Source organism: Halotalea alkalilenta (assembly GCF_001648175.1).
GTDB lineage: Bacteria > Pseudomonadota > Gammaproteobacteria > Pseudomonadales > Halomonadaceae > Halotalea > Halotalea alkalilenta_A.
In genome coordinates, this window is sequence record NZ_CP015243.1 from 3,137,523 (window position 1) to 3,152,938 (window position 15,416).

Sequence of the window (15,416 nt, forward strand, 5' to 3'; positions counted from 1 at the left end):
AACCCTGGCCGAGGCTTTATAATCCATTCAGCTTGGCCCCGCTGATCGAGCGTCGAGAAGTCTCCCGCCGGGAGCTCGACAGCAGCCGACGCAGGGCAAGGCATCATACTTCAAGTCAGCGGCGCGAGCGGAGTCCGAGGCGTCGAGAGGAGGTAGCGGCAGCGTGCATATTGCCGACATGACCATGTTCTACGCCCCATCGAGCGGTGGGGTGCGCACCTACCTTGAGGCCAAGCGCCTCAGAATCAAGCGACTGCCAGGCATGCGTCATACCCTGCTGGTGCCGCGCACGATGGGTCCGGTGGAGACCGATCCCAGCGTGATCCGCATTCCCGCGCCGCCGCTGCCGTTCAGCAACGGCTATCGTTTCCCGCTGCGCCGTAAGCTTTGGTGCGACGCACTGCGCGAACTCAAGCCCTCGCTGATCGAGGCGGGCGACCCTTACGTCACCGGCTGGGCGGCGATCGACGCAGGGAGAGAACTCGACGTCCCGGTGATCGGCTTCTACCACTCCGACCTGCCGGAGATGCTCGGTAGCCGCTTCGGCAAATTCGCGCGTCGTCGCCTAGAAGACTACGTTCGCCGACTCTACGGCCACTACGAGCGGGTGCTCGCGCCGAGCAGGGTGATGGCCGACAAGCTCACCGGGATGGGAGTCGAGCGCGTGCACGTCCAGCCGCTCGGGGTCGATTCGACGCTCTACCACCCCGACCGCCGGGATCCGGAGGTGAAACGCTCGCTGGGGCTTGCCGACGATACCCGGCTGCTGGTATTCGCCGGTCGCGGATCGCAGGAGAAGAACCTGCCGATCCTGATCGAGACGATGAAACTGCTCGGCGCGCCCTATCACCTGCTGATGATCGGCTCGCACATGCCGACCCAGGTGCCGGACAACGTCAGCGTGATCGATCACTTCGTGCCCCAGTCCGAGCTCGCCAGGCTGTTCGCGAGCGCGGACGCCCTGCTCCACGCGGGTACCCATGAGACCTTCGGTCTGGTGGTGCTCGAAGCGATGTCCAGCGGCCTCCCGGTGGTGGTGGCTCGTGCCGGCGCGCTGGAGGAGAACGTCGACGAGCGCTTCGGGCGGCTGTGCCATCCGCTGGATCCCGTGGACATGGCGCGCGCCACTCGAGAGCTGTTCGAGGACGACGTTCAGCGCCTCGGGCGCCGCGCCAGGAGCCAGGTCGAGCTTCACCACGGCTGGGACGCGGTGGTGGAAGGCGTGGTCGAACACTATCGCGACGCGCTCGGCGTCACCACCCCCGCCGCAGCGCACGAGGCGACGGTCGAATGAGCGAGGCCAAGGCGAGTCAGAGCTTCATCGTTGCGCTGCACGACATCGCCCCGGCGACCTGGCCCGACTACCGGCCTTTCGTCGAGCGCATGGATGCCCTCGGCCAGGTGCGGATGAGCTGGCTGGTGGTCCCGGATTTCCATCACCGCAGCGCGACCTTCGACGACCCGGCCTTTCTCGCCCTGCTGGAGCGGCGTCTCGAGCTCGGCGATGAACTGGTGCTGCACGGGCTCTACCACTGCGACGAGGGGCCCGCGCCGAGCAACCTGCGCGACTACCTGATGCGGCGCTTCTATACTGTCGAGGGTGAGTTCTACGCCCTCGAAGAAGACCAAGCGCGGGCTCGGATCGAGCAAGGACTCGAGCTCTTCGCCCGCCGTGGCTGGCCGCTGCACGGCTTCGTCGCCCCGGCCTGGCTGATGAGCCCCGGCACACGCAAGGCGCTGGCGAGCCTTCCGCTACGCTATACCAGTGATCCAGGGCATCTCATCGACCTGCCGTCGTTCACCGCTCACCGGGTGCCTACGCTGGTATGGAGCGCCAGGGCCCGCTGGCGCCGGGCAATGTCGCTGGTGGTCAACGAGTATTCTCGCCATCGCTATCGCAGGCTCGAGACTTTCCGTCTCGGTCTCCATCCGGTCGACATGCGCTTCGATGCCTCGCGCGAGTACTGGTATCGCTGCATCGAGCGCCTGCTGGGCCAAGGCTACCGCGCCGAGACCAAGCGCGACTGGTTCGAGCGCTCGAACCCGCGCTCTTCCCCACTACGCCCCCAATAGGTTTCGCATGCATCGCACTGTCTGGCTCCTGCTCGCAGGCCTGGTCCTGGTGATCAGCATCCCGCTGCTGCTCGGCGGCGGCGAGCTGTGGCGCCAGCTGGCGGACTTCCCGCCGCTGCTGCTGGCACTGATGATCGCGATGATCTTCGCCTGCTGGTTCCTCAACGCGGCCAAGCTCAGGGTGCTGCTCGCCGGGCGCTCGGGTCATCTTACCCACCGCCAGGCGATGGGCGTGGTGATGGCGACCGAGTTCGCCATCTGCGCCACTCCCGGCGGCGCCGGCGGCCCGCTCACTCTGATCGCGCTGATGAAACAGCGCGGCATGCGCCCGGCCCAGACCACTGCGGTCTACGCCGTCGACCAGATGATCGACCTTTTGTTCTTCTTCACCTCGATGGCCGCGCTTTTGATCTACATCGCGATTCGCGCCATCGACGTGCGACTTGGCTGGATGCTCGGCATGCCGATGATCCTGATGGCGACGGGGCTGGCGCTGATCCTGCTGCTCGGTCGCTATCACGCTCGGGCGATCCGCGCCGTCGCCGGTCTGTTGCGCAGGCTCAGGATTCGCCACGACCGCAGGCAAAGGCTGATGCGACGGCTTTTGATCTTCCGCAATGCGCTGGCCGAGACGCTGAAGATGCCGCGCCACCTGCTGCTCGCCGCGTTCTTCTTCGGCGTCCTGCACTGGATCGTGCGCTACAGCGTGCTCTATTTCGCGCTCTACGGGCTCGGCCGCCACCTCGACTGGGGATGGACCTTCCTGGTGCAGATGCTGTCGATGGCCGCTGGCCAGCTCACCCTGCTGCCCGGCGGCGCCGGCGGCGCCGAGTTGAGCTCGCTGGCGATGCTGACACCGATCGTCGGCCAGCATGCCGCAGCGGCGGCGATTTTGATCTGGCGCGCAGTGACCTACTACTTTTATCTCATCGCCGGTGCCCCTGTATTCCTCTACTTGGCTGGGCGCCCATTGATGCGCAAGGTCTTCAAGATCGGCAAGCAGCAGCTCGAGGATTAGCGCCCATCGCAGGACGCCGCCCTGCCGCTCGTCCCGGGCGGCGTCCGTGCGCACCGGATGCCAACACCAGCGAAAACCGGGGGACGCCAGTCGAGGGACCGGGCCTCAGCGCCAGGGCCGTGGTTCGACTCGGGCCCCGTCACTTTTCGCCCAAGGCCCAACTCGGCGACGGCCCGGCTCACCATGAACGGACATGAGAGACCCATCCTCGGCGCCACAGCCGTGGTTCGACTCGGGCCCCATCACTTTTCGCCCAAGGCCCAACTCGGCGACGGCCCGGCTTTCCATGAACCCCCTCCGAGTTCTCCTCGACAGGGGGATGATCAGGGGGGAGATTGGGCGGTCGTCATATCGTTCTTCCTCAACTTTCAGGCAGAAGCATTTTGAGCTTCAGTCTGGATAGGCGTCACGGAGAACCCGAGCTGCTTGGCGAGTCGACGCATGGAACGTTGCTTGGTTTCCAGCGCCTGTGCCTCGTAGTACTGGAGTCCGTGTTCGACATAGTCCAATCCTTTGACCATGACGCGCCAGAACAGCGCCGCGAGTTTGCGCGCCAGGGCGATATTGGCGATCAATCCACCTCGGCGACCCGCCATCCGACGGTAAAAACCGCCCAGCGCAATGTGTTTGCTGCGAGCGAGGCTGCGGGCCATGACGCAAAACAGGCGCCCAGCACGATTACGCCTGCGCTTGGCCGAGCGTTGGCGCTTACCGCTCTGATGACTCCCGGGGGCCAGCCCGGCCCAAGCGGTGAAGTGTTTCTCGGTCGGCCACTGGGTCAGGTCGGTTCCCACTTCACCTATGAGTTGCAGGACGCTGTAGTCCGTATGGGCGGGAAGCACGGTGAGATCATTGCCTCCACACAGAGCCACCAGCATCGGATGCAGGTCATCGATCTGGGGCGCATTGGCACCGCCTCGCTTGTGCGCCTTGGACGGCGGCGACGTCGGAGGATCGACGTCGATCGAACGGAGCACCGCTTCGATCTGTTGGTCGCAAGCCCTGATCAAACGCTGGTAGTGCTCCCAGCTTTCCAGCGCCTGGCGCAACGCGAACAGATGCTCCTCGGCCCAGGTCCCTTGCAGAGAGGCTTTGATCCGTTCGGCCTTCTGCTGGCGGATCTGCACGTCGCACAAAGCCAGCAGTCGCTCAGGATCGCGTTCACCCTCGAGCATCGACCGGATCACCGCCATGCCGCTGCGGCCCACCAGGTTGCTGATGACATCGTGCAATTTGATGTTCATCCGCTCCAAGGCCTTCTGCAGATGCTGCACATGCCCTGCGGCCAGCGTGATGTGGTCCTGGCGCAGTCGCAGGTAATCCTGCAAGCGCCGGATCTCGGCTGGGGGCACGAAGCCTGCCCGCAAGAGTCCGTGCGCGTGCAACGTCGCTCCCCACTGGCAATCCTTCATATCCGTCTTGCGACCCGGCAGATTGCGGGTGTGCTTACCGTTGACCATCAGCACCTGTAGTTTCGCGGCTTCCAGCACGCTGTACAGGGGCAGCCAGTAGATCCCCGTGGCCTCCATGGCCACCGACTTCACCTTCTGCGACAACAGCCAGTCGCGTAGCTCATGCAGCTGTGCCGTGAACGTGCCGAATACCTTCGGCTCCCCTCCGGCAATCGACACATACATCTGCTCGCTGCCGACATCCACGAAGGCTGCCAATGGATCCAATACCGGTAAGTGGGCCATCTCATAGCTCCTGGGAACGGGTCGATGGAGAAGGGGTTACCGCAAGCCCGGTCGTGTTCTGGGAAGACAAATCTTTCCAACGGGAAGCCAGGCTCACCATAATGCGCAGCAGCCCACGACCAGAGCCATTCTCACCACCGGGCACCCGGCACCAAAAGACATGCGGCCACGCTGCTTGCGGTAACACAGCCATGCTACTCGGGTTCAAGGTCCATGCGCAGTGCCATCGCGATGGCACAGGAGGCTCACCATGAACGGACATGAGAGACCAATCCTCGGCGCCGCCCTTCCTACCGTTCGTCCCGAGCGGCGTCCGTGCACACAGGATGCCAACACCAGCGAAGACCGGGGGACGCCAGTCGAGGGACCGGACCTCAGCGCCAGGGCCGTGGTTCGACTCGGGCCCCATCTCTTTTCGCTCACGGCCCAGCTCGATGAAGGCCCGGCTCACCACGAACGAATCTGAGAGGCCCATCCTCGGCGCCGCCCTCCCTACCGTTCGTCCCGAGCGACGTCCGTGCACACCGGATGCCAACACCAGCGAAGACCGGGGGACGCCAGTCGAGGGACCGGGCCTCAGCGCCAGGGCCGTGGTTCGACTCGGGCCCCGTCACTTTTCGCCCAAGGCCCAACTCGGCGACGGCCCGGCTCACCATGAACGGACATGAGAGACCCATCCTCGGCGCCGCCCTCCCCACCGTTCGTCCCGAGCGGCGTCCGTGCACACCGGATGCCAACACCAGCGAAGACCGGGGGACGCCAGTCGAGGGACCGGGCCTCGGCGCCACAGCCGTGGTTCGACTCGGGCCCCAACACTTTTCGCCCAAGGCCCAACTCGGCGACGGCCCGGCTCACCATGAACGGACATGAGAGACCCATCCTCGGCGCCGCCCTCCCCACCGTTCGTCCCGAGCGGCGTCCGTGCACACCGGATGCCAACACCAGCGAAGACCGGGGGACGCCAGTCGAGGGACCGGGCCTCGGCGCCAGGGCCGTGGTTCGACTCGGGCCCCGTCACTTTTCGCCCAAGGCCCAACTCGGCGACGGCCCGGCTCACCATGAACGGACATGAGAGACCAATCCTCGGCGCCGCCCTCCCTACCGTTCGTCCCGAGCGGCGTCCGTGCACACCGGATGCCAACACCAGCGAAAACCGGGGGACGCCAGTCGAGGGACCGGGCCTCGGCGCCACAGCCGTGGTTCGACTCGGGCCCCAACACTTTTCGCCCAAGGCCCGGTTCGGCGACGGCCCGGCTCACCACGAACGAATCTGAGAGGCCCATCCTCAGCGCCAACCTCCCTCCGTTCGTCCCGAGCAGCGTCCGTGCACACCGGATGCCAACACCAGCGAAAACCGGGGGACGCCAGTCGAGGGACCGGGCCTCGGCGCCACAGCCGTAGTTCGACTCGGGCCCCATCTCTTTTCGCTCACGGCTCAGCTCGATGAAGGCCCGGCTCACCACGAACGAATCTGAGAGGCCCATCCTCAGCGCCGCCCTCCCTACCGTTCGTCCCGAGCGGCGTCCGTGCACACCGGATGCCAACACCAGCGAAGACCGGGGGACGCCAGTCGAGGGACCTGGCCTCAGCGCCAGGGCCGTGGTTCGACTCGGGCCCCATCTCTTTTCGCTCACGGCCCAGCTCGATGAAGGCCCGGCTCACCATGAACGGACATGAGAGACCAATCCTCGGCGCCACAGCCGTGGTTCGACTCGGGCCCCGTCACTTTTCGCTCAAGGCCCAACTCGGCGACGGCCCGGCTCACCACGAACGGACATGAGAGACCAATCCTCGGCGACAGGGCCGTGGTTCGACTCGGGCGCTGTTTCTTTAGCGGGCGCGACGAGCCGAAAGGCACGAGCGGAGCTTGAAACGCGCTATCATTTCTCCGCACGCTCTACCCCGGGCGATGAGCTACGCTGGGTGAGCACTCCGCCGTCGCGGAGATCTTTTCGTGGACGACCAAGGGGGACAGGATGCCTTATCTGAACGTCACTCATCCGAATCAGGATGTACTCAACCTCCATTTCGTCGATACCGGATTCAAGGACCCCACCGCGCCCGGCGCGACGGTGGTGCTGATTCATGGCTGGCCGTTGAGCCATAGGATGTGGGAGCCGCAGCTCGAGGCGCTCTACCAGGCCGGCCATCGGGCGATCGCCTACGATCGCCGAGGCTTCGGTGATAGCAGCAAACCCTGGAGTGGCTACGACTACGATACCTTGAGCGACGATCTCCATGCCCTGCTCGAGGCGCTCGATCTCAAGCAGGTAGTGCTGGTCGGTTTCTCGATGGGCGGCGGTGAGGTGGCACGCTACATCGCGCGTCACGGCGAGCAACGAATCGCGAAGCTGGCGCTGCTCGGTGCGGTCACACCCTACTTGCTGAAAGATGAGAGCAATCCGGAGGGCGTCGATGGCTCGGTGTTCGAGCAGATGCTCGACGGCGTGCGCAAGGATCGTCCGGCATTCCTGGCGCCGTTCGGCAAGGCGTTTCTCAACTGGAGCGAAGAGCAGCCGAGCGTCTCCCCCGAGTGGCTCGACTACAACCGGATCATCGCGCTGTTCGCCTCGCCGCACGGGACCCTCGAATGCATCAAGGCGTTCTCCGCCACCGACTTCCGCGATGATCTCAAGCGCATCAAGCTGCCGACCCTGGTGCTGCACGGCGACAGCGACCAGACCGTGCCGTTCGAAGTCAGCGGCAAGCGGGTGACCGAGTTCGTTCCCCACGCCCAGGTCGAGCTCATCGAAGGTGGGCCGCATGGCTTCAACCTCACCCATGTCGAGCATACCAATCGACAGCTGCTCGATTTCATCAAGGCATAAGCCGCGGTCGAGAGAGCGACGATGCCCTACGTCAATATCCAGCGCCGCGACGGCGAGGTGATCAATCTGCACTATCGCCGCGCCGGAGATTCAGACCGACCACCTGTGGTACTGCTGCATGGCTGGGCCTCTGGCCTTGAAATGTGGGAACCCCAGTTCGAGGCGCTGGTCGCCGCGGGGCATCAGGTGATCGCCTACGACCAGCGCGGCTGCGGTGGATCGAGCCAGCAGTGGCACGGCCATGAGCTGGCAAGCCAGGCGGACGATCTCGATGCGCTGCTGCGGGCGCTCGAACTCGATCAGGTAGCGCTGGTCGGCTACTCGCTGGGCGCATCGATCGTGGCGAGCCTTGCCGCCCGTCATGGCGTAGAGCGTGTGCGCCGCGCGGTCTTGATCGGCACCACCACGCCCCAGCTCAGCGAGGATGCACCGCTCGGTGAGTTGAGGACCCGTCTCGATGCGGATCTGCTCCAAGCCATCGCTTGGTGCCAGCAACGTGCGTTCGGCGAGTATCGCGAGCGGCTCGGTCCACAAGGCTGGGCCTATCTCGACGCGATCGCACGTCGCTGCATGCCACGTGCGCTGCGCGAGCGGGCACGCCATTGGTGCGAGGCCGAGCTCCATCGAGCACTAGGCCATCTCACCCGCCCCACCCTGCTGATCCACGGCGAGGCCGACGAGCTCGCGCCGCTGGTCGGCTGCGCCGAAGCGAGCATTGAGAAACTTCCCGATGCGCGGCTCGAAGTGGTCGCCAGGGCACCGCATGCGCTAACCGTCACCCACCCTCGGCGAGTCAACCGCGTGCTGCTCGACTTCCTTTCCGGCTGAACGCCCCCTCCTGCGGGAAAAAAAGTACAATGGAAACGGCCCAACGCCCGCCCTGCCGACCTGACCGGCACGGCGGCGCGCGAGCGCTGTGCGCATCGCGTGAGGGTCCAATAAAAAAGCTATCCGACCAACCGTGCGCGCCATGAGAGAGAAAAACATGACGGTGATCCGCCAGCAGGACCTGATCGAGAGCGTCGCTGACGCGCTCCAGTACATTTCCTACTATCACCCCAAGGATTTCATCCAGGCGATGAACCAGGCCTACGAGCGCGAGGAGAATCCCGCCGCCCGCGATGCCATCGCCCAGATCCTGATCAATTCGCGCATGTGCGCCACCGGCCACCGGCCGATCTGCCAGGACACCGGGATCGTCACCGTGTTCGTGCACGTCGGCATGGACGTACGCTGGGAAGCGGAGCTGAGCCTCGATGAGATGATCAACGAGGGCGTGCGCCAAGCCTACAACCACCCGGACAACGTGCTGCGTGCTTCGATTCTCGCCGATCCCGATGGCGCGCGGCGCAATACCAAGGACAACACCCCGGCGATCATCCATCACAAGCTGGTGCCGGGCGACAAGCTCGAGATCCACGTCGCCGCCAAGGGCGGCGGCAGCGAGGCGAAGACCAAGTTCGCGATGCTCAATCCCTCCGACAGCGTGGTCGACTGGGTGCTCGAGCAGGTGCCGAAGATGGGCGCGGGCTGGTGCCCGCCGGGCATGCTCGGTATCGGTATCGGCGGTACCGCCGAGAAGGCGATGGAGCTTGCCAAGGAGTCGCTGCTCGACCCGATCGACATCCAGGAGCTGCAGGCGCGCGGCGCCTCCAACCGCGCGGAGGAGCTCAGGCTCGAGCTGTTCGACAAGGTCAACCGCCTAGGCATCGGTGCCCAGGGCCTCGGTGGCCTCACCACGGTGCTCGACATCAAGGTCAAGGACTACCCGACCCACGCGGCCAACAAGCCGGTGGCGATCATTCCCAACTGCGCCGCCACCCGCCACGTCCACTTCACCCTCGACGGCTCTGGGCCGGCGCGGCTGCCGGCGCCGGACATCGACGATTGGCCCGAAATCACCTGGGAGGCCGGCGAAGGCGTCAAGCGGGTCGATCTCGACAGCATCACCGCAGAAGAAGTGGCGAGCTGGAAGCCGGGCGACACCCTGCTGCTCTCCGGCAAGCTGCTGACCGGCCGTGACGCCGCCCACAAGCGCATGGTCGAGATGCTCGAGCGCGATGAACCGCTGCCCGTCGATCTCACCGGGCGCTTCATCTACTACGTCGGCCCGGTCGATCCGGTCAAGGGCGAAGTGGTCGGCCCCGCCGGCCCGACCACCGCGACGCGCATGGACAAGTTCACCCGAGCCATTCTCGAACGCGCGGGGCTCTTGGGCATGGTCGGCAAGGCCGAACGTGGCCCGGTCGCGATCGAGGCGATCAAGGACAATGGCGCGGTCTACCTGATGGCGGTGGGCGGTGCGGCCTACCTGGTCGCCCAGGCGATCAAGGCATCCAGGGTGCTGGCCTTCGAGGACCTGGGCATGGAGGCGATCTACGAGTTCGAGGTCGAGGACATGCCGGTGACCGTCGCGGTCGACAGCCTCGGCGACAGCGTCCACCAGAGCGGCCCGGCAAAGTGGAAGGAACTGATCGCCCGGCGCTGAGCTCGCACTTAAAATCATGCCCCGATCGCCCGCCCTCCGGCGGGCGATGCCTTCAGGCTTTTGAATCGGCGATTGTGAATCAGCGCTTTCGAATCAAAGCAGCGAATCGAGCGGGCGCCGCCCTTCCACCACCTGGAGCTTGTCGGCGCGCTTCAGCCGCTTGAGCGCGCACTCCAGACGCAGCGCCTGTGAGCGATCTCCCACCGCCTGGCAAAAACGTAGCGACAGCGGGCCCTTGCCGCGCAGTGCCCGGGCACCGCGCTGGCCGCGAGCGTGCTCCTCGATGCGCCGGGCGACGTCGGTGGTAATGCCGGTATAGAGCTTTCCGTCCGAGGTCTCGACCACATAGAGCCACCATCCCTCGAAGGCTTGCTCAGCCGGCATCCGCAAGGCGCTCGCGGAACCCGCGGATGACGCTGTCGTAGCCGTGGGGATCGTCGCTACGATGGGCGCTGAACACCGCCGAGCCGGCGACGAAGGTATCCGCGCCGGCGCGCGCGATCTCGACCACGTTATCGAGCTTGACCCCGCCGTCCACCTCGAGGCGGATCGCCCGGCCGCTCTGGTCGATGATCCGGCGCGCGTCGCGCAGCTTGTCGAGCATCGCAGGGATGAACGACTGCCCACCGAAACCGGGGTTGACGCTCATGATCAGCACCATGTCGAGCTTGTCGATCACGTAGTCGAGATAGGAGAGCGGCGTCGCCGGGTTGAACACCAGTCCGGCCTTGCAGCCGCCATCGCGGATCAGTGCCAGCGAGCGGTCGATGTGCTGGCTGGCCTCGGGGTGGAAGGTGATGTAGCTGGCGCCGGCGTCGATGAACTGCTCGATCAGCTGGTCGACCGGACTGACCATCAGGTGCACGTCGATCGGCGCTTCGATACCGGTGCGCTGCATATGGGCGTAAAGCGACTTGCACACCGCCGGGCCGATGGTCAGGTTCGGCACGTAGTGGTTGTCCATCACATCGAAGTGGATCAGGTCGGCGCCGCTCTGGATCACCTCCTCGACCTCCTGGCCGAGTCGCGCGAAATCGGCGGAAAGGATCGAGGGAGCGATCTTGTGATCCATGGAAGCTGCGGCCATCGGCGTCTCCGAATCAGGCAATGGTGGGCGAAAGGGATGCGAGGCTTCGATTCTAGCAGCTAACTCCCGCAGGCTGGATGCTCTCCCCGCGTTCGCCGAGCACATCGCGCGCCAGCCAATCGCGACGCTGCGCGGCGCTCAACTCGCTGCCCAACAGCCAATGCAGCTTACCCAGCGCGGCCTCACGGGTCATCGCCCCGCCGCCGATCACCCCAATCTGCGCAAGCCTGGATCCGGCCGCGTAGGTGGAAAGACTCACGCCACCGCCATGACACAGGCTGATCGCCACCACCAGCACACCGCGCGCGCAGGCCTGCTCGAGCACCGCGATCAAGGCCTGGTCTTCGCTCGGCGCAGTGCCGCTGCCGTAGCACTCGAGCACCAAGCCTTCGACCTCGCCCGCGAGCATGCCCTCGAGCTGGGCCGCGGTGATTCCGGGGAACAGCTCCACCACCGCCACCCGTGCCGGGCGACGCTCGGCGCGCGCGCGCAGCGCATCCGGCAGCGACGTCGTCTGCAGGCGTCCGGAAGCGGCAAGCGCCGGCAGGAACGCCTCGCGTCCATGGCTCATCACTTTGCGACACGAGACACCAGCGAAGCTCTGGCCATGGAACTGCACCGTCAGTCGATCGGGCGGGGCCACCGCCACTGCGCGAAGGCCGTCGAAGAAGTTTTCCCAGGCATCGCTGCCGGTCACGCCGGCCGGCAGCATCGCGCCAGTGATCACCACCGGCACCTCGATGCCGAGCAGTTGAAACGATAGCGCCGCGGCGCTGTAGGCGAGCGTGTCGGTGCCATGCAGGATCAACACCCCGGATGCGCCCTCGTCGACCGCCAGCAAGGTCGCCTCGACCAACCGCCGCCAATGCGCCGGTGTCATGTTGGCGCTATCGATCAGCGGCTCGAGCTCGCGCAGCCGCCATCGCGCAATCTCCGCCTCCTCCCGCTCGCGCTGGGCCTCGCGGGCGCGGGCTTCGAACCCGGTAGCGGGCACCAGACCGGTGCTCGAGGGCTGCATGCCGATGGTGCCACCGGTGTAGAGCACCTCGACGAAGGAGGATGAGCAATCAGGCATGTTCGGGCTTCTCTCTTACTGAACGTCTTGGGCTGAACGTCTTGGCAGGTCAAAGAGCGCAGGATAGCCCGGCCGGCGGGCGCGGGGCGACCAGCCAATCGGAATGCGGGTTCCGAGCGCGCAGGTATTTATCTTAATATTTTTTTAACTTCATCCAAGACCGACAGGGAGACAGCGGACTGCGAGCGGCATCGGGACCATCGTCGCGATGACACCCAGCCCAATACCTGCTTGCTCTAGCCAATGCCGAATGTGCCTCGGCCAGCGCCGTAATCGACAGCGCTTCTTCATATATTCCAAACCGGAATAAAACCTTGGATTGTCATGACACTTGGTAGTCACTAGCCTATCGCACCAGATAGCATGCGGCTGGCCCGCGCGCTTCCCTTTTTCTTCGAGGTCACCGATGAACATCCTATCCAAGCTCCCGACCCTGCGGCTCGGCGCAGGCCTGCTCGGCGCCGCAGCCCTGGGCCTGAGCCTTGCCGCGCCCCTGTCCGCCAGCGCCGCCGAACGCACGCTGATGAACGCCTCCTACGACGTCTCGCGCGAACTGTTCACCGCGCTCAACCCGCCCTTCATCGAGCAGTGGCGCGAAGCGCATGGCGAAGAGGTCGAGATCCAGCAATCCCACGCCGGCTCCTCGACCCAGGCGCGCTCGATCATCGAGGGGCTGCGCGCGGACGTGGTGACCTTCAACCAGACCACCGACATCGATGTGCTCGCCAACGCGGGGCTCGTGGCCGAAGACTGGCAGAGCCGGCTGGCGGACAACAGCTCGCCGTTCTACTCGACCATGGCGTTCCTGGTCCGCAAGGGCAATCCGAAGGGCATCGAGGACTGGCGGGACCTGGCCGAGGACGGTGTACGGGTAGTCTTCCCCAACCCCAAGACCTCCGGCAACGCACGCTACACCTATCTCGCCGCCTGGGCGGCGACGGCACGTGAAAACGGCGGCGACGAAGCGCAGACCGAAGCGTACATGCGCAAGCTGCTCGCCAATGTGGCGGTGTTCGACACCGGCGGGCGTGGCGCCACCACCTCGTTCGTCGAGCGCGGTATCGGCGACGTGCTGATCAGCTTCGAATCCGAAGTGCAGAGCATCAGGCGTGAGTATGGCGATGACAGCTACGAAGTGATCGTGCCGCCGGTCGACCTGCTCGCCGAATTCCCGGTCGCCTGGGTCGACGACAGCGTGCGGCGCAACCAGACCGAGGATCTGGCCCGCGCCTACCTCGAGTATCTCTACTCGCCGGCCGCGCAGAGGATCATCGCCGAGCACAACTACCGGGTGCGCGACCCTGAAGTGGCGCAGGCGTTCTCCGATCGCTTCCCCGAGACCGAACTGCTCGACGTCAACCAGGAGTTCGGCGACTGGGATACGATCACTCGCACCCACTTCGCCTCCGGCGCCAAACTCGACCAGCTGCTGCGCAGATGATTGCACGTGCTCCCAAGCGGGTGCTGCCGGGCTTCACCCTCTCGCTCGGCATCACTCTGCTGTATGTCAGCCTGATCCTGCTGCTGCCGCTCAGCGGGCTGTTCGGCCAGCTCTCGACCCTCTCCTGGGCGCAGTACTGGACGATCATCACCGATTCACGCAACCTCGCCAGCTACCAGGTGACGGTGCTGAGCGCGCTGGTGGCATCGGCTTTCAACATGGTGTTCGGGCTGCTCTGCGCCTGGGTGCTGGTGCGCTACGAGTTCCCCGGCAAGCGCCTGCTCGACGCGCTGATGGACCTGCCCTTCGCGCTGCCCACCGCGGTGGCCGGGATCACCCTGGCGACGCTCTACGCCGGCAACGGCGCGATCGGCCAGTTTCTCGGCTTCCAGGTCTCCTACAGCTGGCTGGGGATCGTGGTGGCGATGGCATTCACCAGCGTGCCGTTCGTGGTGCGCACGGTGCAGCCGGTGCTCGAGGAGCTGCCGAACGAGGTCGACGAGGCGGCGATGACCCTCGGCGCGGGCACCCTCTACGCCTTTCGCCGGGTGATCTTCCCGCACATCTGGCCGGCACTGCTGACCGGCACCGGCCTCGCCTTCGCCCGCTCGCTCGGCGAGTACGGGGCGGTGATCTTCATCGCCGGCAACATGCCCTACCAGACCGAGATCACCGCGCTGATGATCGTCACCCGGCTCGAGGAGTACGACTACGCGGCGGCGGCGGCGATCGCCTCGCTGGTGCTGTTCACCTCGCTGGCACTGCTACTGGCGATCAACCTCTGGCAGGCACGCTTCTTCCGCCGCCTGCACGGGAGTACCGGCGCATGACCCAAACACGTGTCGAGAACCAGCCACCGAGGATCGACGAGGAGAGCTACCCATGCGACGCATAGGCGATTCGACACCGGTGCGGGTGACGCTGATCCTGCTCGCGGTGGTGCTTTCAGCGCTGGTGCTGCTGGTCCCGCTGGTGGCGATCGTGTTCGAAGCCTTCGCCCGGGGTATCGGTCCGTTCATCACCAACCTGACCGACTACTTCACCGTCCAGGCGATCTGGTTGACGCTTCTGATCGCAGTGATCACCGTACCGGTCAACCTGGTGTTCGGGATCTTCCTCGCCTGGCTAGTGACGCGGTTCAGCTTTCCCGGCCGGCGGCTGCTGCAGACCCTGATCGATATCCCGTTCGCGGTCTCGCCGGTCATCGCAGGACTCCTGTACCTGCTGCTCTATGGACGCAACGGCTGGCTCGGACAGTGGCTCGACGGCCATGACGTGCAGCTGATGTTCGCCTGGCCCGGCATGCTGCTGGTGACGATATTCGTCACCTGCCCGTTCGTCGCTCGCGAACTGATCCCGCTGATGCAGGCGCAGGGCAGCCGCGAAGAGGAAGCGGCGGTAACCCTCGGTGCCAACGGCTGGACGCTGTTTCGCCGGGTCACCCTGCCCAACGTGCGTACCGCACTGATCTATGGCGTGATCCTCACCAACGCTAGGGCGATGGGAGAATTCGGCGCGGTGTCGGTAGTCTCCGGCGCGATTCGCGGCCAGACCCTGACCCTGCCGCTGATGGTCCAGCAGCTCTACCAGGACTACAACACCGTCGGTGCCTTCGTCGCCGCCCTGCTGCTCGCGGTGTTGGCGGTGCTGACGCTGGTAGTCAAGGCGCTGCTCGACACCTACGCCGCCCGCAAGCACGCACCATGACC

General features: G+C 65.4%; 13 protein-coding genes. 9 read left to right on the forward strand and 4 right to left on the reverse strand.

The genetic code is table 11. From position 1 onward, the window contains the following. Positions 1 to 163: 163 nt before the first annotated feature. Genes A5892_RS14020 through A5892_RS14030 form a run of 3 tightly spaced genes read left to right on the forward strand, consistent with a single transcriptional unit; the run spans position 164 to position 3,091 of the window. On the forward strand, positions 164 to 1,294 hold the full coding sequence (locus A5892_RS14020; protein WP_064123322.1) for a glycosyltransferase family 4 protein: 1,131 nt from the start codon (positions 164 to 166) through the stop codon (positions 1,292 to 1,294). Then, the gene (locus A5892_RS14025; protein WP_064123323.1) at positions 1,291 to 2,073 is read left to right on the forward strand and encodes a DUF2334 domain-containing protein; all 783 of its coding nucleotides are present in this window, start codon (positions 1,291 to 1,293) and stop codon (positions 2,071 to 2,073) included. The genes A5892_RS14020 and A5892_RS14025 overlap by 4 nt, the downstream gene beginning before the upstream one ends. Positions 2,074 to 2,080: 7 nt before the next feature. Beyond that, positions 2,081 to 3,091, forward strand: a complete 1,011-nt coding sequence (locus tag A5892_RS14030) for a lysylphosphatidylglycerol synthase transmembrane domain-containing protein (RefSeq protein WP_064123324.1) — start codon at positions 2,081 to 2,083, stop codon at positions 3,089 to 3,091. Positions 3,092 to 3,459: 368 nt separating this feature from the next. On the opposite strand, the gene A5892_RS14035 is transcribed toward A5892_RS14030, so the two are convergent. After that, positions 3,460 to 4,788, reverse strand: coding sequence for an IS110 family transposase (locus A5892_RS14035; RefSeq protein WP_064121411.1), 1,329 nt, complete (start codon positions 4,786 to 4,788; stop codon positions 3,460 to 3,462). A gap of 1,976 nt (positions 4,789 to 6,764) precedes the next feature. Between A5892_RS14035 and A5892_RS14040 the strand changes: the two genes are divergently transcribed. The 3 genes from A5892_RS14040 to A5892_RS14050 all read left to right on the forward strand — a co-directional run bounded on the left by A5892_RS14040 (position 6,765) and on the right by A5892_RS14050 (position 10,104). Continuing rightward, positions 6,765 to 7,616: an alpha/beta fold hydrolase gene (locus tag A5892_RS14040; protein ID WP_064123325.1), complete on the forward strand. Its 852-nt coding sequence runs from the start codon at positions 6,765 to 6,767 to the stop codon at positions 7,614 to 7,616. A 21-nt stretch (positions 7,617 to 7,637) separates the two neighbouring features. After that, on the forward strand, positions 7,638 to 8,444 hold the full coding sequence (locus A5892_RS14045) for an alpha/beta fold hydrolase (protein ID WP_064123326.1): 807 nt from the start codon (positions 7,638 to 7,640) through the stop codon (positions 8,442 to 8,444). 157 nt (positions 8,445 to 8,601) lie between these two features. Continuing rightward, positions 8,602 to 10,104 (forward strand): fumarate hydratase, encoded by a 1,503-nt coding sequence (locus A5892_RS14050; RefSeq protein ID WP_064123327.1) that lies wholly within the window; start codon positions 8,602 to 8,604, stop codon positions 10,102 to 10,104. A gap of 93 nt (positions 10,105 to 10,197) precedes the next feature. On the opposite strand, the gene A5892_RS14055 is transcribed toward A5892_RS14050, so the two are convergent. Genes A5892_RS14055 through A5892_RS14065 form a run of 3 tightly spaced genes read right to left on the reverse strand, consistent with a single transcriptional unit; the run spans position 10,198 to position 12,266 of the window. After that, a complete protein-coding gene (locus A5892_RS14055; protein WP_064123328.1) occupies positions 10,198 to 10,488 on the reverse strand; it encodes a GIY-YIG nuclease family protein in 291 nt (96 codons plus the stop codon). Further along, a complete protein-coding gene (rpe, locus tag A5892_RS14060; RefSeq protein WP_064123329.1) occupies positions 10,478 to 11,191 on the reverse strand; it encodes a ribulose-phosphate 3-epimerase in 714 nt (237 codons plus the stop codon). Before rpe ends, A5892_RS14055 begins: the two co-directional genes overlap by 11 nt. 52 nt (positions 11,192 to 11,243) lie before the next feature. Beyond that, a complete protein-coding gene (locus A5892_RS14065) occupies positions 11,244 to 12,266 on the reverse strand; it encodes an asparaginase (protein ID WP_064123330.1) in 1,023 nt (340 codons plus the stop codon). A 406-nt stretch (positions 12,267 to 12,672) separates the two neighbouring features. On the opposite strand from A5892_RS14065, the gene cysP reads away from it, so the two are divergent. From cysP to cysW, 3 genes are read left to right on the forward strand one after another with little or no spacing between them, the layout of a single operon-like run. Continuing rightward, entirely contained in the window at positions 12,673 to 13,707 is a 1,035-nt protein-coding gene (gene cysP, locus A5892_RS14070; protein WP_064123331.1) for a thiosulfate ABC transporter substrate-binding protein CysP, read from the forward strand. Next, entirely contained in the window at positions 13,704 to 14,537 is an 834-nt protein-coding gene (gene cysT / locus A5892_RS14075; protein ID WP_064123332.1) for a sulfate ABC transporter permease subunit CysT, read from the forward strand. The genes cysP and cysT overlap by 4 nt, the downstream gene beginning before the upstream one ends. Before the next feature lie 52 nt (positions 14,538 to 14,589). Next, positions 14,590 to 15,414, forward strand: coding sequence for a sulfate ABC transporter permease subunit CysW (gene cysW / locus A5892_RS14080; protein ID WP_027351821.1), 825 nt, complete (start codon positions 14,590 to 14,592; stop codon positions 15,412 to 15,414). The last annotated feature ends 2 nt before the right edge of the window (positions 15,415 to 15,416 follow it).

What these genes read in the sequence shown, in the direction of transcription:
- A5892_RS14035 (WP_064121411.1), bottom strand. Translation starts at nt 4,788, where the DNA reads ATGGCCCACTTACCGGTATTGGATCCATTGGCAGCCTTCGTGGATGTC.
- A5892_RS14030 (WP_064123324.1), top strand. Translation starts at nt 2,081, where the DNA reads ATGCATCGCACTGTCTGGCTCCTGCTCGCAGGCCTGGTCCTGGTGATC.
- A5892_RS14040 (WP_064123325.1), top strand. Translation starts at nt 6,765, where the DNA reads ATGCCTTATCTGAACGTCACTCATCCGAATCAGGATGTACTCAACCTC.
- cysW (WP_027351821.1), top strand. Translation starts at nt 14,590, where the DNA reads ATGCGACGCATAGGCGATTCGACACCGGTGCGGGTGACGCTGATCCTG.
- cysT (WP_064123332.1), top strand. Translation starts at nt 13,704, where the DNA reads ATGATTGCACGTGCTCCCAAGCGGGTGCTGCCGGGCTTCACCCTCTCG.
- A5892_RS14065 (WP_064123330.1), bottom strand. Translation starts at nt 12,266, where the DNA reads ATGCCTGATTGCTCATCCTCCTTCGTCGAGGTGCTCTACACCGGTGGC.
- A5892_RS14025 (WP_064123323.1), top strand. Translation starts at nt 1,291, where the DNA reads ATGAGCGAGGCCAAGGCGAGTCAGAGCTTCATCGTTGCGCTGCACGAC.
- A5892_RS14050 (WP_064123327.1), top strand. Translation starts at nt 8,602, where the DNA reads ATGACGGTGATCCGCCAGCAGGACCTGATCGAGAGCGTCGCTGACGCG.
- A5892_RS14045 (WP_064123326.1), top strand. Translation starts at nt 7,638, where the DNA reads ATGCCCTACGTCAATATCCAGCGCCGCGACGGCGAGGTGATCAATCTG.
- rpe (WP_064123329.1), bottom strand. Translation starts at nt 11,191, where the DNA reads ATGGCCGCAGCTTCCATGGATCACAAGATCGCTCCCTCGATCCTTTCC.
- cysP (WP_064123331.1), top strand. Translation starts at nt 12,673, where the DNA reads ATGAACATCCTATCCAAGCTCCCGACCCTGCGGCTCGGCGCAGGCCTG.
- A5892_RS14055 (WP_064123328.1), bottom strand. Translation starts at nt 10,488, where the DNA reads ATGCCGGCTGAGCAAGCCTTCGAGGGATGGTGGCTCTATGTGGTCGAG.